The organism is Rhizobium jaguaris (assembly GCF_003627755.1).
Taxonomy (GTDB): Bacteria; Pseudomonadota; Alphaproteobacteria; order Rhizobiales; family Rhizobiaceae; genus Rhizobium; species Rhizobium jaguaris.
The window spans coordinates 3,699,621-3,726,420 of sequence record NZ_CP032694.1 but is presented as its reverse complement, the minus strand read 5'-3'; the positions used below and the strand labels follow the sequence as shown (position 1 = coordinate 3,726,420).

The following is a 26,800-nucleotide window of genomic DNA, read 5'->3' as shown; positions in this document are numbered from 1 at the left end:
TCATTTGCCGCCGCCGGCGATTTGGTCGCCGTCGCGGGTAAGATAGTAGGCTGCCAGGATCGGCAGGAAGGTGACGAGCACCACGACCATGGCGACGACATTGGTGACGGGGCGCTGGCGCGGGCGGATCAGCTCCTCCAGCATCCAGATCGGCAAGGTCATCTGCTGGCCGCCGGTGAAGGTGGTGACGATGACCTCGTCGAAGGAAAGCGCGAAGGCGAGCATGCCGCCGGCGAGCAGCGCCGTGCCGATATTCGGCAGGATGATGTGGCGGAAGGTCTGGAAACCGTCGGCTCCGAGGTCCATCGAGGCTTCGATCAGCGAACCGGAAGTGCGGCGGAACCGGGCGACGGCGTTGTTGTATACAACGACCACGCAGAAGGTGGCGTGGCCGAGGACGATCGTCCAGACCGAGAAGGGGATATCGAACAGGCTGAAGGCCGAGCGTAGCGCAATACCGGTGATGATGCCCGGAAGCGCGATCGGCAGGATCACCAGCAGCGAGATCGCCTCGCGCCCGAAGAATTTCGTCTGGCTGACGGCCGCTGCGCATAGCGTACCGAGCACGAGAGCGATTACCGTCGCGACAGTTGCTACCTGCACCGACAGCGCAAGCGACGACCAGACATCCGGCCGGTTCCAGGCTATGCCGAACCATTGCAGCGTGAAGCCTGGAGGCGGCCACTGATAGCTCTTCTCCTCCGTCGTGAAGGCATAGACGAAGATCAGCAGGATCGGCAGATGCAGGAAGAGCAGGCCGCAGGCGGCGGCGATCTTCAAGGGCAGGGAAGCCTGTTGGCCGCGATCAGAGCGCATCGAAAGCTCCCTGTTTCTTGGCGATCCAGAGATAGATGGCCATGATGACGATCGGCACGACCGAGAAGGCTGCAGCGAGCGGCACGTTGCCGGCCGTGCCCTGTTGTGCATAGACGGCCTGGCCGATGAAGAGGCGCGAGGAGCCGATGATCTGCGGGATGATGTAGTCGCCGAGTGTCAGCGAGAAGGTGAAGATCGAGCCTGCGACGACGCCGGGCAGCGCCAGCGGCAACAGCACGGTGCGGAAGGTCTGGTTCGGCGTGGCGCCGAGATCGGCGGAAGCTTCGAGGAGGTTGGCAGGCACTCGCTCAAGGGCAGCCTGCGTCGGCAGGATCATATAGGGCAGCCAGATATAGACGAAGACCAGGAAGGTGCCGATATAGCTCACCGACAGGGAATTGCCGCCGACGATGGGCAGATTGAGCACGCCGTCGAGCAGCCAGCCGAGATAGAGCTTGTCGAAAAGCCAGGTCAAAATCCCTTCCTTGGCGAGGATCAGCTTCCAGGCATAGACCTTGACCAGATAGCTCGACCAGAGCGGCAGCATGACGCCGAGATAGAACAGCGCCTTCCATTTTCCCTTGGCGTAGCGTGCCGCATAATAGGCAATTGGAAAGGCGACGAAGGAGGAGGCGATGGTCACTAGCGCCGCCATCACGATGGTGCGGATGATGATGTCGAAATTGGCGGAATTCAAAAGCTGCGCGTAGGTCGAGAGCGTGAATTCGTAGTTCACCATTCCCGAGAAGTCGTCGATCGAGAAGAAGCTCTGCAAGAGTAATGCGATCAGCGAGCCGATATAGATGATGCCGAGCCAGAGCAGCGGCGGCGTCAGCATCAGGAAGAGCAGGAGTTTAGGGCGGCGCCAGAAGAGATCGGACAGGCGGCCGAAGAAGCCCCCGCGGCTTGGCAGGATCGAGGTGGCCGCAGGTGCAGCCGTGATGATAGCGGCCGATGTCATGCGGCGTCGTCCATATAGTGTACGTCGGCCGGCAGCCAGGCGATGCGCACCGAGGCGCCGGTTTCCGGAATCGGCAGGCCGGCGGGCACGGTGACATGCATGCGCGTACCATGCGCTTCAACCGAAAGGCGGGTGGCTGCGCCGAGGAAGCTGGTTGCCTGTACCGTCGCCGAAACACCGGCATCCTGTGTCAATCGTATCGCCTCAGGCCGCAGGCTCGCCCAACGTCGTTCGCCGCCGAGCGACGACATCGTCTCAGGGGCAATCACATTGGAAGAACCGACGAAATCGGCGACGAATCTGGTCTTCGGCCGCTGATAGATATCGTGCGGCGTGCCCTCCTGCACGATCCTGCCATTGTTGAAGACGGCAACGCGATCGGCCATGGAGAGCGCTTCGCCCTGATCGTGGGTGACGAAAACGAAGGTGATGCCGAGCGCCCGCTGCAGCCCCTTCAGTTCCTCCTGCATCTGCTCGCGCAGTTTCAGATCCAGCGCACCAAGCGGCTCGTCGAGAAGAAGGACCTTCGGCTTGTTGACGAGGGCGCGGGCGAGCGCCACGCGTTGGCGCTGGCCGCCGGAGAGCTGGCCGGGGCGGCGGGCGCCATAGCCCGGCAGCTTCACCAGTTCCAATGCCTGTTCAGCGGCCCTCAGCCGTTCGGTCTTGCCGATGCCCTTGACCATCAGCCCGTAGGCGACGTTGTCGAGGATGTTGAGATGCGGGAAGAGGGCATAGTCCTGAAAGACGGTGTTGACGTTGCGGCGATAGGGCGGCACGCCTTCGGCGGTTTCGCCGAAAATCTCGATATGGCCGCCGGTAGGCTGCTCGAAACCGGCAATGAGCCGCAGGCACGTGGTCTTGCCGGAGCCGGAGGGGCCGAGCATGGCAAAGAATTCACCGGAAGCGATCTCCAGATCGACGTGATCGACGGCGCGGACCTGCCCGAAATGGCGCGATACCTGCTGGAAACGAACGGCGGTCATGGGGTGCTCCCGGGAATGCAGAGATGACGGGCATGTTTTTCCGTTGCGCCTCTCCGTTTGGAAGAGGCGCGGCGAGGCGATGAGGGGCGTCAGATGTCGGGCCCCTCATCGTCCCGATGCGATCGCGCTCTTTAGGCTGGAGAGGCGGTCGCCACGATCGGCGTGAGCTATCTGCCCCCAATCACGCCGATATAGTCCGAAACCCAACGATGGTACGGCACGCATTCGCTCTCGGTGGTGCACTTGGCGACCGGGGTTTTCCAGAATTTGATCTTGTCGAAATGATCGTAACCGTTGGTGGCGCAGCCGCTGTCGGTCAGCAATTCGTCGCCCTTGCAGGCCGCGGGGACCGAGGGGACCGCGCCGAACCAGGCGGCAGCGTCGCCCTGGACCTTTGGCTGCAGCGAATGTTCAATCCACATATAGGCGCAGTTCGGATGCTCGCTGTCGGCATGCAGCATGGTGGTATCGGCCCATCCAGTCGTGCCTTCATCCGGGAAGGTCGAGCCGATTTTCTGCTTGTCGGCCTGCAGGAGGTTGACCTGGAACGGCCAGGAGCCGGAGGCGACGACGCCTTCGTTCTTGAAATCATCCGTCTGGATCATGGCGTCATGCCAATAACGGCTGACGAGTTTGCGCTGGCCGCGCAGAAGGTCGAGAGCAGACTTATATTGGTCTTCGTTGAGCTCGTAGGGGTCCTTGATGCCGAGTTCAGGCTTGTGGGCCATCAGGTAAAGAGCGGCATCGGCGATATAGATGGGGCCGTCATAGGCCTGAACACGGCCCTTGTTGGACTTGCCGTCCGGCAGGGTCATTTCCTCAAAGACGACGTTCCAGCTCTTCGGCGCCTGGCCCTTGAAGGCGTCGGTATTGTACATCAGGACGTTCGGCCCCCAGAGATAGGGAACGCCGTAATGAACGCCGTTGACGGTATGCCATGGCGCATTTTTCAAACGTTCATCGAGGTTTTTCCAGCTCGGTATCAGATCGACGTTGATCGGTTGGACGCGTTTGCCGGCGACAAGGCGCAGCGACGCGTCGCCCGAGGCGGTGACGAGGTCGAAGCCGCCTTCGTTCATCAGCGCCACCATTTCATCGGAGGTGGCGGCGGTCTTGACGCTGACCTTGCAACCTGTGTCCTTCTCGAACTGGGTGACCCAGTCGTAATTCTTGTCGCTGTCGCCGCGCTCGATATAGCCAGCCCAGGCGACGATGCTGACGGCGCCTTCGCCTTTACCAAGCGTTTTCAACGGCTCAGCAGCAATGACCTGCGTGGCGAAGCTTAAGCATGCGAGCGCAGCCGTGCATGATTTCAGCAAATGCTTCATCGAATTCTCCCGGTTCTTGAGCCAGTTGGTCTCGGAGCCAGTTTCTGGCGTTTTGTTCCCGAAGAAAAAGGTGACGCGATTTTGCCGTATTCGCAAATTCATTTATCAGAAAGTCGATATCGGAATTTCCGATATGTGCTGAAAATTTACCGCTGACGCCCCGAACGCATCGCTTCGGCGATACCGACGAAATCGCGGGCGGCTTGCGGCAGGCTCGAGCCCTTGCGCCAGACCATGCCGACCTGCACCACCGGCAGCGAGCCGGAGACATCGCGACTTTCGATACGGTCGCCTTCCAGCGACCAGGGCCGGTAGACGAGATCCGGCAGCAGCGCCACGCCGGCGCCTGTGGCAACCAGGCTGCGCACCGCCTCGACGGACCGGGTGCGGAAGGCGACATGCGGGCGAGCGCCGAGTGCCGTCAGCAGCTTGCCGGTATTCTCCTCGATCTCGTCGATGGTCAGCATGATCAGCGGTTCACGGGTGATGTCGGCGACGCTGATGATGTCGGCGGAGACCAGGGGGTGGCCCATCGGCAACCAGAGGCGATAGGGGGATGTTTCAAGGATTTCGGCCTGCAGCGCCATGCGGTCGCGCAGGTTGGAAATGACCATCACGGCAACGTCGAGCTCGCCGCCGACCAGCAGATGTTCGAGATAACCGCCATTGTCCTCGATGGCGCTGACCTCGACGCCGGGGCAGGCGCGACGGTAGCGCGCCAGGAGGTCGGACAATACATAGCCGGCAACCAGCGAAGTGACGCCGATATTCAACGTACCGCCTGCGGCGTTCCGCTGGCTGGAAAAACTGGTGCGCGCGTCGGAAACGGTCGCGAGGATTTTCGTGGCATGGCGAAGGAACTGGTGGCCATTATGGGTGATGGACAACCCCCGCGGATGGCGGTCGAAAAGCTCGACGCCGAGATCGCTCTCCAATTCCTTCAGCGCTTCGGTGACCGAAGATTGCGAGATCGACAGGTTCTGCGCGGCGCGGGTGATGGAACCCTGTTCCGCCACGGCGACGAAATATTGAAGCTGTCTCAAAGTGAAGGCCATGCCCCGGTTAGAGCACGGCCGTGCCATCCGAGGCAAGCGCCGGCATCGGTCTGAAAGGCTTGGACCTTTTTTGGTAACGGAAACGCGAGCGGCGCAAGATTCACCTCTTCTTTAAGTATTCCGAAACGCGATGTCCCTAACGTGAGAGTTGATCATTTTGTCGCGTTGGAGTGCTCTATGGTGGAGCAGTTGGCGTGAGCGCCTTACTGCACATTTTCCGGCCATCCCGGAAGCTTGTCGTTATCGTCGGCGGAGTGGCCTTGTTGATGGGCTGTTCCGGCGTCTTTGCGCTTTATATCGGCAAAGACAAGCTTCTGGGCCTCGCCTCAGCCTCCCCGAATGGCCTGAAATGCAGCGATGTCAATCTCGTCACGATCCGCAAGGAGGAGCGGTTCTGGGTGCGTAAATATATCCGCACCGATCCGACCGACGGCCTAACGCGCGTCAGAACGGCACTTCGCGTTGCGAAGGCCGTCTATGACGAGCAAAAGCCGGATCTCGTTCAGGTGGTCGTTCTCGATAAAAATGGCCCGACCTTGCGGTCCGATATTCGCGGCCGAGCGCTAGGCGCCGATGTCGTCTATGTGCCGCATCCCGGCAAGGTTGCCGATGGCAGCGTCGAGGAGCCGGTGACGGCGCGCTATTACAATGGCGGAGCGAGCGCCGCAGGGCTCTTTTATGGTGAACAGATCAACATGTTGCCCAAGGATATCGACGACGCGCTGGCGGCGCTGAAAGATCACTCCGATTGCGACAATCCGCTGGCCGCCGACAACGAGTCGGGCGGCGACGCGAAAAAGGACAAGCAGAAAGCCGCAGAAGCCGCCGAACAAAAGGCGGCCGCTCGCGTGGAAAAGGACGAAGCGCCTGCGACACCTCCAGAACAGCGGCCCCCTGCTTCCACAGGCAAACTCCCGCCTGAGGGCGACAATACCGGCAGCTTCATTGGCGCCGACGCCGCCGACCCGGATACAACGCGATCGCCCGGTCTCGACCCGACCATGACGGGCGCTAGCGATCGGCGGTCACCGGTGACGAATTGACTGTAGGCGACCTTTGCCTCGCCGAGGCGAAGGTCAAAATCCCTCAATCGGCCAAATGCTTTTCGCCGATCGCCTGATAAAGCGCAAACAATGCCTCGTGGACCGCGCCCGCGAGACGGTAGAATTCCGGATTGGCAAGAACGGCGGGATGTTGCAGCAACTGGTCGTCGGTCATGTCGAGCATGAGCGACGTGGTGTGCATCGCCTCATGGCAGCCGAACGTGCCCGGCGCGTATTGGGTCAGATCGACATCGCCAAGCTCGGCGAGATCGGCCAGGCGCTGGTGCTCGAGATCGGCGTCCGTGATCGGGTTTTCTGTCTCAGTCATTTTTCGTGCCTCTTGTCTCCGGGGCGGGGTTCGCCGCGCGTTGGCGGGACTTATACGCAATCCGCAAGCAATGGCCCAATGAAAAAGGCCGCCATGGCATAACCCGGCGGCCTGTCGTCTGTGCGAAGCCGTCTTAGGGCGGTTCAGCGTTTCACGGAATCGCTTTCCCGCTCTATCCTTTTGTTTTTTCGCATTCCGGACGGAAAACCGCTTCGCACTTTTCCTGGAATTGCTCTAGTCCGTCTTGCTGCGCCGTGCCGGGAACAGGATGATGTCGCGGATCGACGGGGAATTGGTGAGCAGCATGATCAGGCGGTCGACGCCGATGCCGAGGCCACCGGCAGGCGGCATGCCCTGATCGATGGCGTCGAGGAATTCCTCGTCCAATTCCTTCTGCTTCTCGCCGCGGGCATGTGCCTGTTCGAGCTGCTCGACCATACGGGCGCGCTGCTCTTCCGGATCGTTAAGTTCCGAGAAGGCGTTGCCGAGTTCCCAGGCGTTGCAATAGGTCTCGAAGCGTTCGACGAGGCGTGGCTCGCCCGGCACTTCCTTGGCGAAGGGCGAGATGTCTTTCGGGAAATGCGTGACGTGCGCGGGCTGGATCAGCGTGGCCTCGACCTTCTCTTCGAAGACGAAGGCAAGGCATTCGCCCCAGGTCGCATCCTTCTCGACCGCGAATCCGGCAGCCTTTGCGGCGGCGCGGGCTTCCTCATCCGTCTTGATCGCCAGGAAGTCGATACCGGTCGCTTCCTTGACGGCATCGGGCATCGGTACGCGGCGGAACGGGCCTTTGAAGGAGATCTGCTTGTCGCCGAAGGCGAATTCGGTGCTGCCGTGGATCGACATGGCGAGCGTCGAGAACAGGCGCTCGACGAGGTCCATGATGTCCTCGTAGTCGGCATAGGCCCAGTAGCACTCCATCATCGTGAATTCGGGATTGTGCCGGGTGGAGACGCCTTCGTTGCGGAAGTTGCGGTTGATCTCGAACACCTTGTCGGTGAGGCCCGAAACGAGGGTGCGCTTCAGGAACAGTTCCGGCGCGATGCGCAGGTACATGTCGAGCTTCAGCGTGTTGTGATGCGTCTTGAACGGCTCGGCGGTGGCACCGCCATAGACCGAATGCAGCATCGGCGTTTCGACTTCCATGAAGCCGTCATTCTCCATGAAACGGCGGATGCCGGAGACGATGCGGCTGCGCTGCTGGAAGCGAAGCTTCGATTCTTCGTTGGTCATGATGTCGAGATGGCGCTTGCGGTAGCGCAGCTCGATGTCGGACAGGCCGTGCCATTTTTCCGGCATCGGCAACAGCGACTTGGTCAGCATGGTGATTTGCTGGGCATTGATGGTCAGCTCACCGCGCTTGGTGCGGCGCACGACGCCGGTCACGCCGATGATGTCGCCGATATCGATCATCGGCAGTAGGGCGCGGGCCTCTTCGCCGGTAACGTCCTTGTGGCTGAAGATCTGGATCTTCCCCGAGGCGTCATGGATATCCATGAACATGCCGGAATTGCGCGAGGAATAGACACGGCCGGCGACGGTGACGACATCGCCCGTTTCCGTATCCGGCTCCAGCCCCTCATATTTCGCCGCTAGCTCGGCGTTGGTCAGCGTCCGGTGAAAGTGTGCCGGATAGACCTCGCCGATCTGCTCGCGCAGCAGCTTCAGCTTCTGCGCGCGGACTTCCGTCGCGTCGGAGGAAAGGGCTGATGTTTCGGTCTTGTCGTTCATGTTTCTAAAATCCGGTTCAGTTCTTCGGGCCGACGAGGGTCGCAACGGTCTGGGCGGCAAGTTTCAGCCGCTGGCGCACAACGGAGCGGCCAAGGATCGCCATGCTATCGAAAAGCGGCAGGGAACGCGACGAGCCCGATACGGCGACGAAAAGCGGTGCAACGATGACCTTCAGCTTCTTGCCCATGCGGTCGGCAATGGCGCGCAATTCCGCCTCGATCGTCTCGACATCCCATTCGAGGATCTTTTCGAGGTCCGGCTGCACAGTGTTCAGGATTTCCAATAGCTCCTCAGGCGTCGACTTGATCTTGGCAAAAGCCGAGGGATCGAGGTTGAGGTCGGACTTGAACAGGAAGCCGGTGAGGTCGGGTAGTTCGCCGAGCTTGGAAATGCGCGACTGCGACAGCTTCAGACCTTCCCTCAGGCGGTTGTTTTCCATCGCCCAGGTCAAGACCCGGTGCTGGAATTCCTCTTCGGACAGCTTCTCGCGAATCCAGCGCCCGTTCAGCCAGTCGAGCTTCTGGATGTCGAAGATCGCACCGGCCTTGGAGAGGTTTTCCGGATCGAACTTTTCGGCGAGCTCGTCCATGCTCAGAAGCTCTTCGCCCTCGGCGATCTGGATGAAGAACAGGCCGAGGAAGTTCATCAGCGCCTCGGGGATATAGCCGAGTGCGGTGTAATAGGAGATCGAGGTCGGGTTCTTACGCTTCGACAGCTTCGATTTGTCGGCATTGCGCATCAGCGACAGGTGCATGAACTGTGGCGGTTCGAGGCCGAGATACTGATAGATCAGAATATGCTTCGGTACCGAGGCGAGCCATTCCTCGCCACGTGCGACATGGGTGATCTTCATCAGATGGTCGTCGACGACATTGGCCATATGATAGGTCGGCATGCCGTCGGCCTTTAGCAGAACCTGCATATCGACCGCATCCCACGGGATTTCGACATCGCCATAGACGCCGTCATGGAACTTGCAGGAGCCTTCGGTCGGAATCTTCATACGCACGACATGCGGCTCGCCCGCGGCGACCCGCGTGGAGACTTCCTCGGCAGTAAGGTTCAAACAGTGCCCGTCATATTTCGGCGGCAGGCCGGCGGCGCGTTGGGCAGCGCGCATCTGTTCCAGACGCTCGGGCGTGCAGAAGCAGCGGAAGCCGTGGCCTGCTTCGACGATCTTCTCGACATAGGGCTTGTAGATATCCTTGCGGTCGCTCTGGCGATAGGGGCCGTAAGGACCGCCGACGTCAGGGCCTTCAGACCATTTCAGGCCGCACCATTTCAGCGCGTCGAGCACCTTCGTCTCGAATTCCGGCGTCGAGCGGGTCGCGTCCGTGTCTTCGATGCGCAGGATGAACTCGCCGCCATGCTTCTTGGCGAAGAGATAGTTGAACAGCGCGATATAAGCGGTGCCGACATGCGGCTCGCCGGTCGGGGAGGGTGCGATGCGGACGCGAACGCCTGAAGTGGTCATCTTGTTTGCCCGTCAGAAAAAGCCAGGCCGCTGCTTGCGATAAGCGCTGCCCGGCTGGAGATGTTTATCTCGATCAGGAAACCGGCCGGAAAAGGGCGTCTTGGCGCTTCAATCCCGCGTTTTCCGTTTGGCTGGCCTTAGGCCATATTCAAGGAGTGGCGTCAAGGGAAACTGCGCCGCGAGGCTTCTCGGGCGAGGTTGCCGACATTGCGCCGCATCGATTTGAGCCGATCTTTCAATTTTATAGGGTTTCTTTACTCCTCATAGGGTCACAGGGATAAAAGCGGGCCGGTCGTCGAAATTGATTTGCAATTTTCGCGGTAGTTGCGAAGTAGGCCATCAATCGTTTGCCGCGAGGAAACAATGAAGAAATTGATTTTGAGCTTTTTATTGACAGCAGCCATGTTCGATGCCGCCGCGGCACACTCGACAATTGCGCGCGACAGTTCGGCGCGCCTGATCGAATCCTACCGCGCCTATATCGGTAGTGACGATCTCTACAATTCCAAGGGCGAGCGCCTGACGGCGCCGTGGCAGATCATCCGCCAGAACCGCGCGAACTATCACGCCTATCGCCGCCGCGATCGCGGCGATAGCTTCTTCTCGGCGGCGTCCGATCGCCAGAAGCTGGAAGCTATGCTGGCAAACGGCAATATCGCCAACGATGGCGGGAACCTCATCGTTCGTGGCAACGTCTGGATCGAGGCAGATATCTACGGACACGGTGACATCGGCCAGTGTGTCCACATTCACGTCCAGGACTGATTAGGCGCCATGAAGGTCGCACTTATTTCCGGTGCGGCTTTCGTGATCAACTGTCGCCGGCAGCTCTTTTTCGCCTGTTTCGCGCCAACATGTTCAACAGCTCGACCGCGGCCGAGAAGGCCATCGCGGCGTAGATGTAGCCCTTGGGAACGTGGAAACCCATACCTTCAGCGATCAGTGTGGTGCCGATCATCAGCAGGAAGCCGAGCGCTAGCATGACGATGGTCGGGTTCTTCTCGATGAAGTTGGCAAGCGGGGTGGCGGCCACCAGCATGACGGTGACTGCGGCGATGACGGCGATGAACATGATCGGCAGATGCGGCGTCATGCCGACGGCGGTGATGATGCTGTCGATCGAGAAGACGAGGTCGAGCAGCAGAATCTGACCGATGGCCGATGCAAAGCCTGTCGTATTCGATTTGGCGATGAAGTCCTCACCATGTTCTTCGGGATCGACGTTGTGATGGATTTCCTTGGTTGCCTTCCAGACCAGGAACAGGCCGCCGCCGATCAGGATCACGTCCTTCCAGGAAAAGCCTTCGCCGAAGACTTCGAAGACCGGTTCCGTCATTTGTACGATCCAGGCGACGGTAGCGAGCAGCCCAAGGCGCATGACCAAGGCGAGGCCGATGCCGACCCTGCGCGCTTTCACGCGGTGTTCTACAGGCAGTTTGTTGGTCAGGATCGAAATGAAGATGAGGTTGTCGATGCCGAGGACCACCTCCATGACGACGAGCGTGACGAGCGCAACCCATGCGCTCGGATCCTGCACCAAATCAACAATGTCCATCGGCGATTTTCCCCTGGTCAGCGTCCGCCGATGCTGCCCCAGCTCCGGCTCCCCAATAATGGTCGCTAATGTAAGGAGTGAAATCGCAGGCGCAAGCGTCGCCAATATTTTCGCCGGGGGCGCGCATATTTCTATGTCTTCAAGGGAATCCACACCTCCGTCACGCCCATGCCGGTGTGGGGATCGAAACGATCGTCGTAACGTTCCATCATGTCGGGCACGCCGCCATGCTGGTGGCCGGATTGCGGCAGCCAGTCACCGAAGATCTGGTGCACGGTGGCGGAGATGCCGGAAACATGGCCGCGATGGGTGAAGACGGCATAGCGTTGCGGCGGCAGCTTCAGGGTCGTGAAGCCCTCCGGTAGATCGTCGGCAGCAGTGACCTCGGCGGCAGACATATAGCGGAAGCTGTCGGTCTCGCCCTCGGCCTGGATGCAGACGCCATAGGCGACATTGCCGACTTGGCAATGGATATGGCCGAAATATTGGTTGAATTTCTGCCAGAGCGAGGGAATCCCCTGCGTGGCTTCATAGGCATAGGTTTCAGCAAGGCCGGCGAGCAACATTGCAGGGCGGGTCTCGAAACGCGGTGCGTCGAGTTTGGGAAGGCGGGTGTCGTCCATTCTGATCGGCTCCAGCAAAACAAGGTTTCGGGCGTGCCTCTGTTTGCGCAAACTATCGGGTGTCATCCCGAATTGTTCGCGGAAGGCACGGGTGAAAGCCTCATGCGAGCCGTAGCCCGCATCGAGGGCAACCTCGAGAATGGTCGACGAACTGTTGATCAGCGCAAGGGCCGCCCCACTGAGCCGCCGGCCCCTGATATAACCGCTGATCGAGTGGCCGGTGGTGAGGCCGAAGACGCGCGAGAGATGATAGCGCGACAGGCCGGCCGTATCGGCAATCTCGTCCAGCGAAATATCAGATGAGAAATGGCTTTCGATGAACCATATAGCTCTTCCGATCGCGCTCATATTCGATTCCCTGGTTGCCCGCCCATTGTTAGGCGTTGACCGGCTATCGGGCTTGATCGCGATTGCGGGATTGGGACGGATATCCGCCGGCTATCGGAAGGCGGTCAGGCCTGGTCTTTCCGATTGATACCATAAGCAGCCATGAAGACGCGAACGGCGCCGCGTACGACATAATCGATCTCCTCTTTCGAGGGAGGGAAGTCCATGTCGCCAAACAGCCTCAGCTTGAAGTAGCTGCCGCTGGCCATGTCGAGGAAATGGCGTGCGGCCATATCGAAGTCCTCGATGCGGAGACGACCGGCCGCAACCTGACGTTCGAGAAAGCCGCGCAGAACGGTGCGCAGGTTTTCCGGGCCGGTGAAGAAGCGTTGACAGAGAGACGGCATGCGTTCGCGTACACCGATGACGGTGCGCATGGCGCTGATGGTCTTATCCGATGTGACGTGGGTCACGAACACCATGCCGAATTCATAGAGACTGGTGGCCACATCGGCATCATCGGCAAGCGCGGTGCGTACCGTCTCGACGAAACGCGCACGCTCACTGTCTATCATGGCGGAGAACAGATCTTCCTTATTGGCGAAATAGACGTAAAGAGTGCCTTTGGAGACGCCGGCTTCGCGCGTGACGTCGTTCATGCTTGCGGCATCGAACCCCATTTTCATGAAGACGCGTGTGGCACCATCCAGAATCTGCTGGCGCTTGACGGGGTCTTCGCCGGCGGCCCAACGCCCTCCCGATGCGGGTGCGTTTACGACTGCGGTATTTTGCGGTTCGTGTTTCATCGTCTCCGTTTAGCTCGATCACTTTTTCTGAATCTTAATCAGATTCGTTAATTAAATCGAACCGTGTGGTTCGATATGACTTGATATGGAATGAAAAACGATCTATGTCAACTGAACTGAACCGTTCGGTTCGATTATTTTACCCAGATTTCCGGTGGTAGGGCAATGTCGTCAAGTCATAGTAGCAATGTAGCGCGCATCATTGATGATTCCGCTGATGTCGAAGTGGAAGCAAAGAGCGCCGGTGCATCTCTTGAAGCTCCTGCCGCGGAAAAGCCTGGCAACCAGCCCCCCGCCCAGGCTGCGCCTGCTGCTCCGGTACAGGCGGCCCCACCGCCGGCCGAGAAGAAGCGGCGCAGCCTGGTGCTTCCCATCATTGTCGCTCTGGTGCTCGTCGGTGGCGGCTGGTACGGCTACGAGTGGTGGACGAACGGCCGTTTCCTGGTGTCGACCGACGATGCTTATATCGAAGGTGACATTGCGACCATCCAGCCGAAGGTGACGGGCTATGTCGCCAAGGTGGACGTCGTCGCCAACCAGCAGGTCAAGGCAGGCGATGTGCTCGCGACGCTCGACGACGGCGACTACAAGCTGGCGCTTGGCCAAGCCCAGGCTTCGCTCGACACCGAGCAATTGTCGCTGCATACCATCGATGCGCAGATTGCTGCCGGTCAGGCTGCGCTTGCCCAGTCGCAGGCCCAGAAGGTCGCCTTGGAAGCAACGGTGCGCGGCGCACAGATCACCCAGACGCGCGCTGCCGAGCTTCAAGCGAAGTCGGTCGGCACTACGGCCTCGTTGGATAGCGCCAATATCGCCCTTGACCAGGCGAAGGCTAATCTCGTCGGCGGCGATGCGGCCATCGCTTCGGCCCAGGCCAATATCAACCTGCTGCAGGCGCAGCGTCGCCAGGCCGAAAGCACGATCAAGGGCCTGGAGGCCGCTCGCGACAAGGCGGCCCGCGACCTCTCCTTCACCGTGCTGAAGGCGCCCTATGACGGCGTTGTCGGTAATCGTTCGGTCCAGGAGGGTGATCTTGTCTCTCCCGGCCAGAAGCTGATGGCGATCGTTCCGACCCGCCAGCTCTACATCGACGCCAACTTCAAGGAAACGCAGATCCAGCACCTGGTTCCCGGTTCCAAGGTCAACGTCCATGTCGACGCCTATAGCGATCATCCGATCGTCGGCACCGTCGAATCGATTTCGCCCGCCTCCGGTTCGGTCTTCTCGCTGCTGCCGCCGGAAAATGCGACGGGCAATTTCACCAAGATCATCCAGCGCGTGCCGGTTCGCATCGCCCTGCCGCAGGATGCGCTCAATAGTGGGCGCCTCCGTGCCGGCCTGAGCGTCGTCGTTGACGTCGACACCCGCACGGCGCCGGACAAGTAAGCTCGGGAGAGACAGATCATGTCGTCGGCCAGCATTACCGCAGGTTCGGCCCCTCGTGTGGCCGCCCCCGCCGCTCCTCCGGCGGTGGACCATATCGAGCCGAAGAAGCTCATCGCCTTCCTCGCGATGGTGCTCGGCATGTTCATGTCGATCCTCGACATTCAGATCGTCTCTGCGTCGCTCAGCGAAATCCAGGCCGGCCTCAGCGCCGGCTCGGATGAGATTGGTTGGGTGCAGACGGCCTATCTGATCGCGGAGGTCATCATGATCCCGCTGTCGGGGACGCTGGCGCGCATCATCTCGACGCGTTACCTCTTCGCGATCTCGGCTGCAGGCTTCACCATATCGAGCGCGCTCGCGGCGACCGCCACCAATATCGACCAGATGATTATCTATCGTGCGCTGCAGGGCTTCATCGGCGGCGGCATGATCCCCTCGGTCTTCGCGGCGGCCTTCACCATCTTCCCGCCGTCGAAGCGCAATGTCGTCTCGCCGATCATCGGCCTGATCGCCACGCTGGCGCCGACCATCGGGCCGACCGTCGGCGGCTATCTCTCCAACGCCTTCTCCTGGCATTGGCTGTTCCTGGTCAATATCCCGCCGGGCATCGTCGTCGCCATCGTCACCTGGAATTTTATCGATTTCGACAAGCCCGAGCTGTCGCTGATGAAGAAATTCGACTGGTGGGGCCTGATCTCGATGGGTATCTTCCTCGGTGCGCTGGAATACGTGCTGGAAGAAGGCAACACCAACGACTGGTTCAACGACAGCTACATCGTTGCGGCAGCGATCGCTTCCGGCATCGGTGCAATCGTCTTCTTCATCCGCGCCTTCACTGCGGAATTTCCAGTGGTCGATCTCAGGGCTTTCACCAACAAGAATTTCGCCTTCGGCTCGATGTTTTCCTTCGTGATGGGCATTGGTCTCTACGGCCTGACCTACATCTACCCGCTCTATCTCGCCCGCATTCGGGGTTACGATTCGCTGCAGATCGGTGAAACGATGTTCGTCTCGGGCCTGGCGATGTTTTTCACCGCGCCGCTTGCCGGTTTCCTGTCGAGCAAGCTCGATCTGCGCATATTGATGATCATCGGCTTCACCAGCTTCTCCGCCGGCACCTACATCATGATGCACCTGACCGTGGATTGGGATTTCTGGGAACTGCTGATCCCACAGATCCTGCGTGGCGTCGGCCTGATGCTCTGCATGGTGCCGATCAACAACATCGCGCTTGGAACCATGCCGCCCGCTCGCATGCGGGGTGCCTCCGGCCTGTTCAATCTAACGCGTAATCTCGGTGGCGCTGTCGGCCTCGCCATTATCAACACGCTGCTGACAACCCGGCAGGATCAGCACTACTTCAATTTGCGCGACAATATCCATTGGGGCAACCCGGCGGCCGTCGATCAGTTGAACAACATGGCGGCCAATTTCAACACATCGGGTTTGGATGGCCAGCAAGCCGCGCTGAAGCAAATGGTCAACATGGCGGAGCAGCAGGCGATAATCATGTCGTTCAGCGACATCTTCCTGATGCTCACCGTTCTGTTTCTGGCGATGATCTTCGGTGTGCTGATGCTCAGCAAGCCGAAGACGGCCGGCGGAGGCGGCGGCGGCCACTAAATTCTCCTTATCTCTCTGAAATTGAAGGGCTTCTCAAATCGAGAAGCCCTTCTGCATTTGTGCTTTTTGACAGGAAATGTCGGAAGCGAAAAATTTCTGATTTACGTACATCAGAATTAGCGGTAAGAATCTTGTCAGGAGGAGCTGATGAGACCCACCGTTTACGACATCGCCGCTGCCGCGGGCGTCAGCCTCGCGACTGTGGACCGGGTGCTGAACCAGCGCCCGGGCGTGCGTCTCGTGACGCGCGAGAAGGTGGAAGCAGCCATCCGAGAGATCGGCTATGTGCGCGACGTGGCGGCCGCCAATCTGGCAAAGGGCCGTATCTATCCAGTCGTCTTCATCCTGCCGACCGGCGACAATTCCTTCATGCACGGTCTTTATGCCGAAGTGCGCCAGGCGATGACTCGATCGGCCTTCGACCGCACCGAGATTCGGATTGTCGAGGTGCCTGCCTTCGACGCAGCGGCCCTGGTGACCGCGCTCGACGCATTGCACGGCACGGATCTCGCCGGGGTGGCCTTGGTGGCGACCGATGCGCCCGATGTCCGCGCCGCCGTCGACCGGCTGGTGGAAGCACGGGTTCCTGTCGTTACCCTCGTTTCCGATCTCACTGGTTCTACACGGCATCACTATGCAGGCGTCGACAATATCGCTGCGGGCCGCACTGCGGCGCGGCTGCTTGGCCGGTTCCTTGGCGGGCGCAAGGGTGATCTCACCGTTCTCGCCGGCTCCATGCTGGTGCGCGACCATCGTGAGCGCCTGGAGGGATTTGCCTCCGTCATGGCGGCGGAATTTCCGCAACTGCGGCTGCTGCCGGTGCTTGAAGGTCGCGACGATCCGGAGATCGCCAATACCCTCATCTGCGAAGCTCTTTCTGGCAACAATGATATTATCGGCATCTATAGCCTCGGCGCCGGCAATCGCGGCTTGATCCGGGCGCTGAAAGCGACCGGGCAGGGGCGAGGGCTGACCGTCGTCGTGCACGAACTTACCGAACATACCCGTGCGGCCCTGCAGGACGGTACGATCGATGCCGTTCTGAACCAGGACGCCGGCCATGAAGTGCGTAGCGCCATACGCGTCATGAAGGCGACGGCGGACGGCCAGGGCGTCATCGCCGGGCAGGAGCGTATCCGTCTCGACATTTTCTTGAAGGACAATCTGCCCTGACCATCAAAACCTGCGGCAGAGCATAGGGAGTACATCTAATGTATTTGGGTCTCGATCTCGGAACGTCCGGCGTAAAAGCGATGCTGATCGACGGCAACCAGAAGATCATCGGATCGGCCAATGGCGGGCTCGACGTGTCGCGCCCGCATCCAGGTTGGTCGGAACAGGAGCCGGCGCACTGGATTCGCGCCACCGAGGAGGCTGTCGCCGGCCTGAAGGCGGCACATCCGAAGGAGCTGGCCGCGGTGCGCGGCATCGGTCTATCCGGCCAGATGCACGGAGCGACACTGCTCGATGCCGGTGACAAAGTACTGCGTCCCTGCATTCTTTGGAATGACACGCGCAGCTATCTCGAGGCTGCCGCTCTCGACGCCGATCCGCGTTTCCGGACGTTGACGGGCAACATCGTCTTCCCCGGCTTCACCGCACCGAAGCTTGCCTGGGTCGCCAAGCACGAGCCGGATATCTTCGCTAGGGTGCGCTGGGTGCTGCTGCCGAAGGACTATCTGCGCCTATGGCTGACCGGCGAGCATATGTCTGAGATGTCCGATTCCGCCGGCACGTCCTGGCTAGACACAGGCAAGCGCAAGTGGTCTTCCGAGCTGCTTGCCGCCACCAACCTCGATGAAAAACAGATGCCGACGCTGGTGGAAGGCACGGAAGTAGCCGGCAAGCTGCGCGGTGAACTGGCCTCGAAGTGGGGTATTGCCGGTGACGTCGTCGTGGCCGGTGGGGCAGGGGATAATGCCGCCTCGGCCTGCGGCATGGGCACGGTCAGTGATGGCGCGGCCTTCGTCTCGCTCGGCACCTCGGGCGTACTCTTTGCCGCCAACGGCTCCTACCTGCCGAAGCCGGAGAGCGCCGTTCACGCCTTCTGCCATGCGTTGCCGAACACCTGGCACCAGATGGGCGTGATCCTGTCGGCAACCGATGCGTTGAACTGGCATTCGGGCGTCACCGGCAAATCCGCTGCAGAACTCACCAGCGAACTCGGAGATGCCCTGAAAGCGCCGTCTGCCGTCATCTTCCTTCCCTATCTTTCCGGCGAACGCACGCCGCATAACGATGCGACCATTCGTGGCGCGTTCATCGGTCTCGGCCATGAGAGCGGCCGTGCGGTCCTCACCCAGGCGGTGCTTGAAGGCGTCACCTTCGCCATTCGCGATAATCTCGAGGCATTGCGGTCGGCCGGTACCGATATCGCCCGCGTCACCGCCATCGGCGGCGGCTCGCGCTCGCGCTACTGGCTGGCCTCGATTGCGACTGCGCTCGGCGTTCCCGTCGATCTGCCGGCCGACGGCGATTTCGGAGCAGCCTTCGGCGCTGCCCGTCTCGGCCTGATCGCGGCAACCGGCGCCGATCCCGTCGCCATTTGCACGCCGCCGAAAACAGCCGGCACGATCGAACCGGTAACAGCGCTGACTGGCGCTTACGAGGATGCCTACAAGCGTTACCGCGCCCTGTATCCGGCTATCAAGCCGCTGAGCATAGTTTGAGGGGAAACCCCCTCACCCTGCCCTCTCCCCGAGGGGAGAGGGTGAGACCGAGCTTGCGGCAACCGCCCATACCTTCTCCCCATCGGGGAGAAGGTGGCCCGAAGGGTCGGATGAGGGGGCGCCACACGGCACGAATAACAATGTCGAAATACCAAACCCAAGGAGATAGAACATGAGCACCGGATTTTTTGGTGACATCAAGAAAGTGAAATATGAAGGCCCGGACAGCACCAACCCGCTGGCCTTTCGCCACTACAACAAGGATGAAGTGGTTCTCGGCAAGCGCATGGAAGACCATCTGCGCTTTGCCGTTGCCTACTGGCATACCTTCACCTGGCCGGGCGGCGACCCCTTCGGCGGCCAGACCTTCCTCCGTCCCTGGTTCCAGGACACGATGGAAGCGGCGAAGCTGAAGGCCGACGTCGCCTTCGAATTCTTCACCCTGCTCGGCTCGCCCTATTATTGCTTCCACGATGCCGACGTGCGTCCGGAAGGCAAGAATTTCGCCGAGAACACCAAGAACCTCAACGAGATCGTCGACTACTTCGCTCAGAAGCAGGCCGAAACGGGCGTCAAGCTGCTGTGGGGTACGGCGAACCTGTTCTCCAACCGCCGCTATATGTCGGGCGCCGCCACCAACCCGGATCCTGATGTCTTCGCCTTCTCGGCTGCGACGGTAAAGACCTGCATGGACGCGACGCACAAGCTCGGCGGTGAAAACTACGTTCTCTGGGGCGGCCGCGAAGGTTATGAAACCCTGCTGAACACCGACCTGAAGCGTGAGCTGGACCAAATGGGCCGCTTCCTCAATCTCGTGGTCGAATACAAGCACAAGATCGGCTTCAAGGGCACGATCCTGATCGAGCCGAAGCCGCAGGAGCCGACCAAGCACCAGTACGACTACGACGTCGCGACCGTCTATGGTTTCCTGAAAAAGAACGGCCTCGAAAACGAAGTGAAGGTCAACATCGAGCAGGGCCACGCGATCCTCGCCGGCCATTCATTCGAGCATGAACTGGCGCTCGCCAATGCGCTCGGCATCTTCGGCTCCATCGACATGAACCGCAACGACTATCAGTCCGGTTGGGATACCGACCAGTTCCCGAACAACGTTCCAGAAATGTCGCTCGCATATTACCACGTGCTGGCAGGTGGCGGCTTCAAGACAGGCGGCACCAACTTCGACTCGAAGCTGCGCCGTCAGTCGCTCGATCCGGAAGACCTGCTGATCGGTCACATCGGCGGTATGGATTGCTGCGCCCGCGGTCTCAAGGCCGCCGCCAAGATGATCGAGGACAAGGCCCTGTCGCAGCCGCTGGCCGACCGCTATGCCGGCTGGGATTCCGCTGAAGGACAGAAGCTTCTCCGCGGCGAATATTCCCTCGACCAGATCACGCAGTGGGTCGAGAGCAAGGATGTCAACCCGCAGCCGAAGTCCGGCAAGCAGGAACTTCTCGAAAACATCGTCAATCGTTACGTTTGATCGACGAAATCCGGGAGGCGATCACCGATCGCCTCCCGCTCTATCGCCTGAATGCGCGGCTCGAAATGGATATGGAATTTCCGCAGGGGTCCTTGGCATTGGCGAACATGTAGCCGTCGGCTTGATGTAACGGTCCGAATTCAAGCCCCACGTTCGCGCATTTGGCGCGAAAAGCTTCGACATGCTCGACGTCGAAGACCAGTTTTACCAATGATTGACCCATCTTTTGGGTCTTTGCTGCCGGATGGATCATCAGATTGGCGCCGCCATCCGGTGCGAGCAGCTCGACAATTCGATCACCGTCCTGCCGAAGCGGCTTGAAGCCAAAATGTTTCTCGTAGAAGGCGATCGTCGCTTCCACGTCGCGGGCATAAAGGATGAGTCTGCCGAGCAGCATGCTAGGCATTCCTATCGCCGGGCGCGCGACGGTGCCGAGACCGAGTTGCGCACCACGAGGTCGGGTCGCAGCAGGATTTCCGTCTCGGCCGGCTGGCCGTCCGACAGGAGTTCAATCAGGAGCGACATCGCATGCTTGCCGATGGCGGTTCGCGGCTGCCGGATCGTCGTCAGCGCGGGCGACATGAAGACGGCTTGCGGCACATCGTCGAAGCCGGTCACCGAAAAATCCCTCGGAATGTCGTAGCCGCGCGCCTTCAGCCCGATCATCACACCGATGGCCGTCTGATCGTTGACACACATGAAGGCTGTCGGCAGCGTGTCGCGCATGAAGAGCTGCTCGACGGCCAGCCTTCCGCTCTCGATCGTGCCGTCTCCCTCGAACACGATGCGCAGGTCGGTGCCGATATCGGCGGCATCGAGCCCCGCGTCATAGCCCATGCGCCGCCGGCTGTAGGCGAGGCGGGTGCGCGAATCGCCGATGAACGCAATCTTCCGATGACCCTCGGCGATCAGAAGGTCGACCGCCTTGCGCGCTCCGGCGATATCGTCAACGCCGACATAAGGAATGCCGCCGTTGAAGACCGGCTCGAAGACGCCGACGCTCGGCGGAAGCCGCGCCGTCATCGTCTGGTGTCCGAAGGGCAGGATACCGGTGAACAGGATCAAACCGGCCGCCTGGTTGGAATTCAGGAACTTCAGATATTCCAGCCCGCGCTGAGCATCGTTCTGCGTGTGGCCGATCAGGACGCCATAGCCATGCGAGCGCGCCTCATTTTCCAGCCCGATGAGAATATTGGAGAAATTGGGATCGCCGATATCGGGTGCGACGACGAGAATCATGTTCGAGCGGCCAAGCCGCAGGCTGCGCGCCATGGCGTTGGTGGTATAACCGGTGATCGCAATCGCCTGGTTGACCTTCAGGCGCGTCGAGTTCGCGACCTTCTCGGGCATATGGATTGCCCGCGAGACCGTTGCGATCGAAACGTTGGCAATTCGGGCGACGTCTTCGATAGTTGCGGGCGTGGAATTAGACACTGCGCTCTGCCTTGGGTCTCGTCTCGGACCGGACACTACACAGACTTCCGCGGAGATCAAATGCGACCGCGGAAAATTGTGCAACATGGAATGATGTAAACCTTTACACGGAATATGTAAAGGTTTACACAACATGGAAGTGGGTGGAGCCACAGGGGAGGGAATGATGAGTTCGGAGGCCGTCGACGGTGCGGTAGTGCTGTCCGCGAGGCGAATTTGCAAGTCCTTCAGCGGCGTGCAGGTACTGTTCAGCGTCAATTTCGATCTTCGGGCCGGCGAAATCCACGCGCTGATGGGCGAGAACGGTGCTGGCAAGTCGACACTTGTCAAGGTTCTCTCCGGTTTCGAGCAGCCAAGCTCCGGCGAGATCCTGCTCGACGGCCAGCCGGTGAAGTTGCCGCCCAATGGCGCCGCCGAAGCGCTTGGCATCGTCATCATCCACCAGGAATTCAATCTTGCCGAACATCTGACCGTTACCGAGAGCCTGTTTCTCGGTCGTGAAGTCACGCGTTTCGGCGTGCTCGACCGCAAATATATGCGCGCCGAAACGCGCCGCGTCCTCGATCTCCTCGGTTCGCATGTCGACGTGAATGCCTTGATCGGCACGCTTTCCATCGCGGACAAGCAGATGGTGGAGATCGCCAAGGCGATCAGCCGGGATGCCAGGATCGTCTTCATGGACGAGCCGACTGCGGTTCTGTCGCGGGAGGAAACCAACTTCCTGTTCAAACAGGTGCGCAAGCTTCGTGACCAGGGAACGAGTTTCGTGTTCGTGTCGCACAAGCTCGATGAGGTCATGGAACTGACGGACCGGGTCACGGTCCTGCGCGACGGCCAATGGGTGAAGACGTCGCAAACCTCGCTGCTCGACGGCGAATCGATTGCCCAGTTGATGGTCGGACGTGAGCTTTCCAGCCTCTATCCCGCCAAGAATGAGCCCGATGTCGACGAGAAGATCGTGCTCAGCGTCAATTCCCTTTCGACCGGCTACGTGCACGATGCGAGCTTCGAGCTGCGCAAGGGCGAGATTTTGGGCTTTTCAGGCATGATCGGTTCGGGCCGGACGGAGCTGATGGAAGCGATCGTCGGCCTGCGCTCACGCGTCGCCGGTGAAGTCGTCGCCAACGACCAAACGGTGCCGCCGCATGACGTGCATGCGGCCATCGATGCCGGGCTTGCCTATATGACCAAGGACCGGAAGTCCAAAGGCTTGCTTCTGAATTCGGGCATGGCCGTCAATCTGACCCTCCAGTCCCTGGATCGGCATGGCAAGTACGGTTATTTGAGCGCCTCCAGCGAGGCCGATGCACTGGCGCGGGCGCGCCGGCGTTTCGACATCAGGGTCCGCGATGGAAATATCGTCGTTGGCCGCATGTCCGGTGGCAATCAGCAGAAATTGCTCCTGGCAAAGGTCATGGAAACCGACCCGCGGATCATCATCATCGACGAGCCGACGCGCGGTATCGATGTCGGCACGAAGCAGCAGATCTATCATTTCATTTCGGCGCTGGCGCGTGATGGCCATTCGATCGTCGTGGTCTCTTCGGAAATGCCCGAGGTCATCGGGCTGTGCACGCGGATCGCGGTGATGCGCGAGGGCCGGATCGTTGGCATGCTTGAAGGCGACGAGATCTCCGAGCAGGAAATCATGCGTTATGCGGCAGGCCTGAAGAAAAAGACCGCTGCCTGAACGGGCGGCATAGGGCGGAAGAATTCCCAGTAGTCATGGGACGGGAGGTTGGTTTTGGTTATGAGCGTGGGCGAAGAAAGCAGCGGCAAGACCAGTCGGCGAGGGCGTTCCTGGCGTGACGTCGATCTGAGGGCCGTGGCACCGTTTGCAGCGCTGGTGCTGCTTCTGATCGTAGGCGCACTGGTCAACCCGAACTTCATCGGCATTACCAATCTCACCAATGTCGCGACGAGATGCGCCTATATTGCGATCATCGCGGTTGGTGCCACATTTGTCATCTCGGCGGGCGATCTCGATCTGTCTGTTGGCGCGATGGTCGCCTTCGTCGCGAGCTTGATGATCCTCTTGATGAACTCAGGCGTCATCGCCGATCCGGCCCTGATGTTGGCGGCCGCGATGTTTTTCTCGATCGTCGCCGGTCTCCTGTGCGGCTTGGCCAATGGTCTGATCACGACCATGGGCAAGATCGAGCCGTTCATCGCGACCCTGGGCACGATGGGCGTCTACCGCGGCTTGACGACTTGGCTGTCGCAGGGCGGCGCCATCACCTTGCGCCCGGCCAACCTGCAGGCGCTCTACAAGCCCGCCTATTACGGCTCCGTGCTCGGCGTGCCGGTGCCGATCGTCGTCATCATTGTCGTTACCTGTATCGCGGCCTTCATTCTTTATCGCACCCGTTACGGTCGGCATGTCATCGCCGTCGGCTCTAGCCGCGACGTAGCGCGCTATTCGGGCGTGGCGGTCAATCGCGTGCGTACCGTTGCCTTCGTCATCCAGGGCCTGTGTGTGGCGATCGCCGTTCTTCTCTATGTGCCGAGGCTTGGTTCGACATCGGCGACGACAGGTAGCTTGTGGGAGTTGCAGGCGATCACTGCCGTCGTCGTTGGCGGCACGGCGCTTAAAGGCGGCGCGGGCAGGGTATGGGGTACCGTCTGCGGCGCCTTCATCCTCGAACTGGTCGGCAACATCATGCTGCTTTCCAATTTCATCAGCGAGTATCTGCTGAGTGCTATCCAGGGTGCGATCATCATCATCGCCATGCTGGTTCAGCGCTCGCTGGCTCGCAAACAGCCATAACCGGGTCTAAGGGGCGCCCGGTCTCTATGACAATGCCCTGTCTCTATCTGGGAGGATGAAATATGCGTAAAAGACTAATTGGTCTGGCTGTCGTGCTGGCGGCACTGGCCGGCACGGTTCACGCCGAGGACAAGAAGGTCACCATCGGCGTTTCCATTCCGGCAGCGGACCATGGCTGGACCTCGGGCGTTGTCTTCCACGCCGAACGCGTCGCCAAACAATTGATGGCGGAACATCCGGGGCTTAACATCATCGTCAAGACCTCGCCCGACGCCGCAAGCCAGGCAAATGCGGTGCAGGACCTCGAGACCCAGGGCATCGACGCTCTCGTGATTCTGCCGTCGGATCCCGATCCGCTGGTCAACGCCATCAAGGAAGTCAAGGACAAGGGTAAGTTCGTCGCGCTCGTCGACCGTGCGCCGAGCAACAACGATAATTCCGTCCGCGACCTCTATGTTGCGGGCAACAATCCTGCGCTTGGCCAGACGGCGGGCGAATATATCAAGGCCAATACGCCGAATGCTCAGGTCGTCGTCATCCGCGGCCTGCCGATCCCGATCGACCAGCAGCGTCAGGACGGTTTCGACAAGGGCATTGCCGGCTCCAACGTCAAGGTTCTCGACCGTCAGTATGGCAACTGGAACCGCGACGACGCCTTCAAGGTCATGCAGGACTATCTGACAAAATTCCCCAAGATCGATGTTGTCTGGTGTCAGGATGACGACATGGCCGTCGGCGTGCTGCAGGCGATCGATCAAGCCAAGCGTACCGACATCAAGTATGTCATCGCCGGCGCCGGTTCCAAAGATATGGTCAAGAAGGTCATGGACGGCGACAAGCTGATTCCGGTCGACGTTCTCTATCCGCCGGCAATGGTCGGGACGGCCATGGAACTGACCGCTTCCAACTTCTATGGCCAGGTTCCGGTTCGCGGCAACTATATCCTGGATGCGACCTTGGTCACCAAGGACAATGCCAAGGATTTCTACTTCCCCGATTCGCCGTTCTGATCGGCTGATCCACGCATTTCGAGAGAGGCGCCCGCCGGTTCCGGCGGGCGTTTTCGTACGGTCTGCCACGCAGTTTTTCCGAGCGCGGCGATTTTTGCGGCACGTACCTCTTGCCGTCGAAGGCGGGCCGTGATTAGGTCTCCATGCATTCGACTTTTGGCCTGACGGCCCTATTGTTTTTTGAGGGCTGGACGCCTTGTTCGCCCCGAATGAGGTGTTAAGACGCTTCGGAAACGTTTACAGTTACACGATCAGGGAGGAATTACGCATGAAGACGATCAAGGGCCCAGGCCTGTTTCTCGGGCAATTCGCAAGTGACGAAGCTCCGTTCAACTCGTGGGATTCGATCACCAAATGGGCAGCTGATGCCGGCTATGTCGGCGTGCAGGTACCGACCTGGGCAGGCCAGCTCATCGACCTGAAGAAGGCCGCGAGCTCCAAGGACTATTGCGACGAATTCGCCGGCGTCGCCCGCGCCAACGGCGTCGAGGTCACTGAGCTTTCGACCCATTTGCAGGGCCAGCTCGTTGCGGTGCATCCGGCTTATGATGAGGCTTTCGACGGCTTTGCGGCGCCGGAAGTGCGCGGCAATCCGAAGGCGCGGCAGGAGTGGGCCGTCGAGCAGGTGAAGATGGCGCTGTCGGCTTCCAAGCATCTCGGCATCAAGGCGCATGCAACCTTCTCCGGCGCTCTTGCCTGGCCGTTCCTCTATCCCTGGCCGCAGCGCCCGGCCGGCCTGGTCGAAACCGCCTTCGACGAGCTTGCCCGCCGCTGGACGCCGATCCTCGATCATGCCGATTCCTGCGGCGTCGATGTCGCCTATGAAATCCATCCCGGCGAAGATCTGCATGACGGCATCACGTTCGAAATGTTCCTGGAGCGGGTCGGCAACCATCCGCGCGCCAACATGCTCTATGACCCGTCGCACTATGTCCTGCAGTGCCTCGACTATCTCGACCACCTTGATATCTACAAGGACCGCATCAAGATGTTCCACGTCAAGGATGCGGAGTTCAATCCGACCGGGCGTCAGGGCGTCTATGGCGGCTATCAGAGCTGGGTCAACCGCGCTGGCCGCTTCCGTTCGCCCGGCGACGGCCAGGTCGATTTCGGCTCGATCTTCTCGAAGCTGACCGCCAATGATTTCGACGGCTGGGCCGTGGTCGAGTGGGAATGCTGCCTCAAGCATCCGGAAGACGGCGCACGCGAAGGTGCCGAATTCGTCAAGTCGCACATCATCCGCGTTACCGAAAAGGCGTTCGACGACTTTGCCGGCAGCGGCACGGATCAGGCGGCCAACCGGCGCATGCTGGGGCTTTAGGATCCAGTCCCTTCCCCCCCGCAATGCGGGGAGAAGGTGGGCTGGAGCAATTGAGCATAGCGAAATTGCGACAGGTC

At 60.2% G+C, this 26,800-nt stretch carries 24 protein-coding genes; 11 read left to right on the top strand and 13 right to left on the bottom strand.

Annotated features, from left to right (window positions below):
* The 5 genes from CCGE525_RS18160 to CCGE525_RS18140 all read right to left on the bottom strand — a co-directional run bounded on the left by CCGE525_RS18160 (position 1) and on the right by CCGE525_RS18140 (position 5,143).
* Positions 1-816, bottom strand: coding sequence for an ABC transporter permease (locus tag CCGE525_RS18160; protein WP_120705498.1), 816 nt, complete (start codon positions 814-816; stop codon positions 1-3).
* Positions 806-1,777 (bottom strand): ABC transporter permease, encoded by a 972-nt coding sequence (locus tag CCGE525_RS18155; protein WP_120705497.1) that lies wholly within the window; start codon positions 1,775-1,777, stop codon positions 806-808. The genes CCGE525_RS18160 and CCGE525_RS18155 overlap by 11 nt, the downstream gene beginning before the upstream one ends.
* Positions 1,774-2,760: an ABC transporter ATP-binding protein gene (locus CCGE525_RS18150; RefSeq protein ID WP_120705496.1), complete on the bottom strand. Its 987-nt coding sequence runs from the start codon at positions 2,758-2,760 to the stop codon at positions 1,774-1,776. The genes CCGE525_RS18155 and CCGE525_RS18150 overlap by 4 nt, the downstream gene beginning before the upstream one ends.
* 167 nt (positions 2,761-2,927) lie before the next feature.
* Positions 2,928-4,088 (bottom strand): ABC transporter substrate-binding protein, encoded by a 1,161-nt coding sequence (locus CCGE525_RS18145; protein ID WP_120706482.1) that lies wholly within the window; start codon positions 4,086-4,088, stop codon positions 2,928-2,930.
* A 146-nt stretch (positions 4,089-4,234) separates the two neighbouring features.
* Positions 4,235-5,143, bottom strand: a complete 909-nt coding sequence (locus tag CCGE525_RS18140) for a LysR family transcriptional regulator (protein WP_120705495.1) — start codon at positions 5,141-5,143, stop codon at positions 4,235-4,237.
* 194 nt (positions 5,144-5,337) lie between these two features.
* Between CCGE525_RS18140 and CCGE525_RS18135 the strand changes: the two genes are divergently transcribed.
* Entirely contained in the window at positions 5,338-6,186 is an 849-nt protein-coding gene (locus CCGE525_RS18135; protein ID WP_120705494.1) for a hypothetical protein, read from the top strand.
* A 43-nt stretch (positions 6,187-6,229) separates the two neighbouring features.
* Here CCGE525_RS18135 and CCGE525_RS18130 read toward each other — a convergent pair whose 3' ends face one another.
* The 3 genes from CCGE525_RS18130 to gltX all read right to left on the bottom strand — a co-directional run bounded on the left by CCGE525_RS18130 (position 6,230) and on the right by gltX (position 9,719).
* Positions 6,230-6,514: a hypothetical protein gene (locus tag CCGE525_RS18130; RefSeq protein WP_120705493.1), complete on the bottom strand. Its 285-nt coding sequence runs from the start codon at positions 6,512-6,514 to the stop codon at positions 6,230-6,232.
* Between the two features lie 234 nt (positions 6,515-6,748).
* Positions 6,749-8,245: a lysine--tRNA ligase gene (gene lysS / locus CCGE525_RS18125; protein WP_120705492.1), complete on the bottom strand. Its 1,497-nt coding sequence runs from the start codon at positions 8,243-8,245 to the stop codon at positions 6,749-6,751.
* Positions 8,246-8,261: 16 nt separating this feature from the next.
* Complete coding sequence (gene gltX, locus CCGE525_RS18120) at positions 8,262-9,719, bottom strand: glutamate--tRNA ligase (RefSeq protein WP_120705491.1); 1,458 nt, start codon at positions 9,717-9,719, stop codon at positions 8,262-8,264.
* Positions 9,720-10,082: 363 nt separating this feature from the next.
* Between gltX and CCGE525_RS18115 the strand changes: the two genes are divergently transcribed.
* Entirely contained in the window at positions 10,083-10,484 is a 402-nt protein-coding gene (locus CCGE525_RS18115; RefSeq protein ID WP_120705490.1) for a hypothetical protein, read from the top strand.
* Positions 10,485-10,530: 46 nt separating this feature from the next.
* On the opposite strand, the gene CCGE525_RS18110 is transcribed toward CCGE525_RS18115, so the two are convergent.
* From CCGE525_RS18110 to CCGE525_RS18100, 3 genes are all read right to left on the bottom strand, one after another.
* Positions 10,531-11,274 (bottom strand): TerC family protein, encoded by a 744-nt coding sequence (locus tag CCGE525_RS18110; protein ID WP_120705489.1) that lies wholly within the window; start codon positions 11,272-11,274, stop codon positions 10,531-10,533.
* A 131-nt stretch (positions 11,275-11,405) separates the two neighbouring features.
* The gene (locus CCGE525_RS18105; protein ID WP_120705488.1) at positions 11,406-12,245 is read right to left on the bottom strand and encodes a GyrI-like domain-containing protein; all 840 of its coding nucleotides are present in this window, start codon (positions 12,243-12,245) and stop codon (positions 11,406-11,408) included.
* A gap of 104 nt (positions 12,246-12,349) precedes the next feature.
* Positions 12,350-13,030: a TetR/AcrR family transcriptional regulator gene (locus CCGE525_RS18100; protein ID WP_120705487.1), complete on the bottom strand. Its 681-nt coding sequence runs from the start codon at positions 13,028-13,030 to the stop codon at positions 12,350-12,352.
* A gap of 165 nt (positions 13,031-13,195) precedes the next feature.
* On the opposite strand from CCGE525_RS18100, the gene CCGE525_RS18095 reads away from it, so the two are divergent.
* From CCGE525_RS18095 to xylA, 5 genes are all read left to right on the top strand, one after another.
* Positions 13,196-14,416 carry an HlyD family secretion protein gene (locus CCGE525_RS18095; protein ID WP_120705486.1) on the top strand — a complete coding sequence of 407 codons (1,221 nt, stop codon included), beginning with the start codon at positions 13,196-13,198 and terminating at the stop codon, positions 14,414-14,416.
* A gap of 18 nt (positions 14,417-14,434) precedes the next feature.
* Positions 14,435-16,039, top strand: a complete 1,605-nt coding sequence (locus CCGE525_RS18090) for a DHA2 family efflux MFS transporter permease subunit (protein ID WP_425375874.1) — start codon at positions 14,435-14,437, stop codon at positions 16,037-16,039.
* A 147-nt stretch (positions 16,040-16,186) separates the two neighbouring features.
* Positions 16,187-17,212, top strand: coding sequence for a LacI family DNA-binding transcriptional regulator (locus tag CCGE525_RS18085; RefSeq protein WP_120705484.1), 1,026 nt, complete (start codon positions 16,187-16,189; stop codon positions 17,210-17,212).
* 38 nt (positions 17,213-17,250) lie between these two features.
* A complete protein-coding gene (xylB, locus tag CCGE525_RS18080) occupies positions 17,251-18,708 on the top strand; it encodes a xylulokinase (protein WP_120705483.1) in 1,458 nt (485 codons plus the stop codon).
* A 172-nt stretch (positions 18,709-18,880) separates the two neighbouring features.
* A complete protein-coding gene (gene xylA, locus CCGE525_RS18075) occupies positions 18,881-20,191 on the top strand; it encodes a xylose isomerase (RefSeq protein WP_120705482.1) in 1,311 nt (436 codons plus the stop codon).
* A gap of 40 nt (positions 20,192-20,231) precedes the next feature.
* Here the strand turns inward: xylA and CCGE525_RS18070 are convergent, their stop codons facing one another.
* Together CCGE525_RS18070 and CCGE525_RS18065 are read right to left on the bottom strand one after the other, a co-directional pair.
* Positions 20,232-20,588 carry a VOC family protein gene (locus tag CCGE525_RS18070; protein ID WP_120705481.1) on the bottom strand — a complete coding sequence of 119 codons (357 nt, stop codon included), beginning with the start codon at positions 20,586-20,588 and terminating at the stop codon, positions 20,232-20,234.
* A gap of 11 nt (positions 20,589-20,599) precedes the next feature.
* Positions 20,600-21,625, bottom strand: coding sequence for a LacI family DNA-binding transcriptional regulator (locus CCGE525_RS18065; RefSeq protein WP_120705480.1), 1,026 nt, complete (start codon positions 21,623-21,625; stop codon positions 20,600-20,602).
* A 166-nt stretch (positions 21,626-21,791) separates the two neighbouring features.
* Between CCGE525_RS18065 and CCGE525_RS18060 the strand changes: the two genes are divergently transcribed.
* The 4 genes from CCGE525_RS18060 to CCGE525_RS18045 all read left to right on the top strand — a co-directional run bounded on the left by CCGE525_RS18060 (position 21,792) and on the right by CCGE525_RS18045 (position 26,723).
* Entirely contained in the window at positions 21,792-23,315 is a 1,524-nt protein-coding gene (locus tag CCGE525_RS18060; RefSeq protein WP_120705479.1) for a sugar ABC transporter ATP-binding protein, read from the top strand.
* Between the two features lie 60 nt (positions 23,316-23,375).
* Positions 23,376-24,392, top strand: coding sequence for an ABC transporter permease (locus CCGE525_RS18055; protein ID WP_120705478.1), 1,017 nt, complete (start codon positions 23,376-23,378; stop codon positions 24,390-24,392).
* A gap of 62 nt (positions 24,393-24,454) precedes the next feature.
* A complete protein-coding gene (locus CCGE525_RS18050; protein WP_120705477.1) occupies positions 24,455-25,402 on the top strand; it encodes a substrate-binding domain-containing protein in 948 nt (315 codons plus the stop codon).
* Positions 25,403-25,670: 268 nt separating this feature from the next.
* The gene (locus CCGE525_RS18045) at positions 25,671-26,723 is read left to right on the top strand and encodes a sugar phosphate isomerase/epimerase family protein (RefSeq protein WP_120705476.1); all 1,053 of its coding nucleotides are present in this window, start codon (positions 25,671-25,673) and stop codon (positions 26,721-26,723) included.
* Positions 26,724-26,800 lie beyond the last annotated feature (77 nt).

Bases quoted from the DNA above. Each gene is read 5' to 3' on its own strand.
- CCGE525_RS18160 (WP_120705498.1), bottom strand. From the start codon at position 816: ATGCGCTCTGATCGCGGCCAACAGGCTTCCCTGCCCTTGAAGATCGCC.
- CCGE525_RS18155 (WP_120705497.1), bottom strand. From the start codon at position 1,777: ATGACATCGGCCGCTATCATCACGGCTGCACCTGCGGCCACCTCGATC.
- CCGE525_RS18150 (WP_120705496.1), bottom strand. From the start codon at position 2,760: ATGACCGCCGTTCGTTTCCAGCAGGTATCGCGCCATTTCGGGCAGGTC.
- CCGE525_RS18145 (WP_120706482.1), bottom strand. From the start codon at position 4,088: ATGAAGCATTTGCTGAAATCATGCACGGCTGCGCTCGCATGCTTAAGC.
- CCGE525_RS18140 (WP_120705495.1), bottom strand. From the start codon at position 5,143: ATGGCCTTCACTTTGAGACAGCTTCAATATTTCGTCGCCGTGGCGGAA.
- CCGE525_RS18130 (WP_120705493.1), bottom strand. From the start codon at position 6,514: ATGACTGAGACAGAAAACCCGATCACGGACGCCGATCTCGAGCACCAG.
- lysS (WP_120705492.1), bottom strand. From the start codon at position 8,245: ATGAACGACAAGACCGAAACATCAGCCCTTTCCTCCGACGCGACGGAA.
- gltX (WP_120705491.1), bottom strand. From the start codon at position 9,719: ATGACCACTTCAGGCGTTCGCGTCCGCATCGCACCCTCCCCGACCGGC.
- CCGE525_RS18115 (WP_120705490.1), top strand. From the start codon at position 10,083: ATGAAGAAATTGATTTTGAGCTTTTTATTGACAGCAGCCATGTTCGAT.
- CCGE525_RS18110 (WP_120705489.1), bottom strand. From the start codon at position 11,274: ATGGACATTGTTGATTTGGTGCAGGATCCGAGCGCATGGGTTGCGCTC.
- CCGE525_RS18105 (WP_120705488.1), bottom strand. From the start codon at position 12,245: ATGAGCGCGATCGGAAGAGCTATATGGTTCATCGAAAGCCATTTCTCA.
- CCGE525_RS18100 (WP_120705487.1), bottom strand. From the start codon at position 13,030: ATGAAACACGAACCGCAAAATACCGCAGTCGTAAACGCACCCGCATCG.
- CCGE525_RS18095 (WP_120705486.1), top strand. From the start codon at position 13,196: ATGTCGTCAAGTCATAGTAGCAATGTAGCGCGCATCATTGATGATTCC.
- CCGE525_RS18090 (WP_425375874.1), top strand. From the start codon at position 14,435: ATGTCGTCGGCCAGCATTACCGCAGGTTCGGCCCCTCGTGTGGCCGCC.
- CCGE525_RS18085 (WP_120705484.1), top strand. From the start codon at position 16,187: ATGAGACCCACCGTTTACGACATCGCCGCTGCCGCGGGCGTCAGCCTC.
- xylB (WP_120705483.1), top strand. From the start codon at position 17,251: ATGTATTTGGGTCTCGATCTCGGAACGTCCGGCGTAAAAGCGATGCTG.
- xylA (WP_120705482.1), top strand. From the start codon at position 18,881: ATGAGCACCGGATTTTTTGGTGACATCAAGAAAGTGAAATATGAAGGC.
- CCGE525_RS18070 (WP_120705481.1), bottom strand. From the start codon at position 20,588: ATGCTGCTCGGCAGACTCATCCTTTATGCCCGCGACGTGGAAGCGACG.
- CCGE525_RS18060 (WP_120705479.1), top strand. From the start codon at position 21,792: ATGAGTTCGGAGGCCGTCGACGGTGCGGTAGTGCTGTCCGCGAGGCGA.
- CCGE525_RS18055 (WP_120705478.1), top strand. From the start codon at position 23,376: ATGAGCGTGGGCGAAGAAAGCAGCGGCAAGACCAGTCGGCGAGGGCGT.
- CCGE525_RS18050 (WP_120705477.1), top strand. From the start codon at position 24,455: ATGCGTAAAAGACTAATTGGTCTGGCTGTCGTGCTGGCGGCACTGGCC.
- CCGE525_RS18045 (WP_120705476.1), top strand. From the start codon at position 25,671: ATGAAGACGATCAAGGGCCCAGGCCTGTTTCTCGGGCAATTCGCAAGT.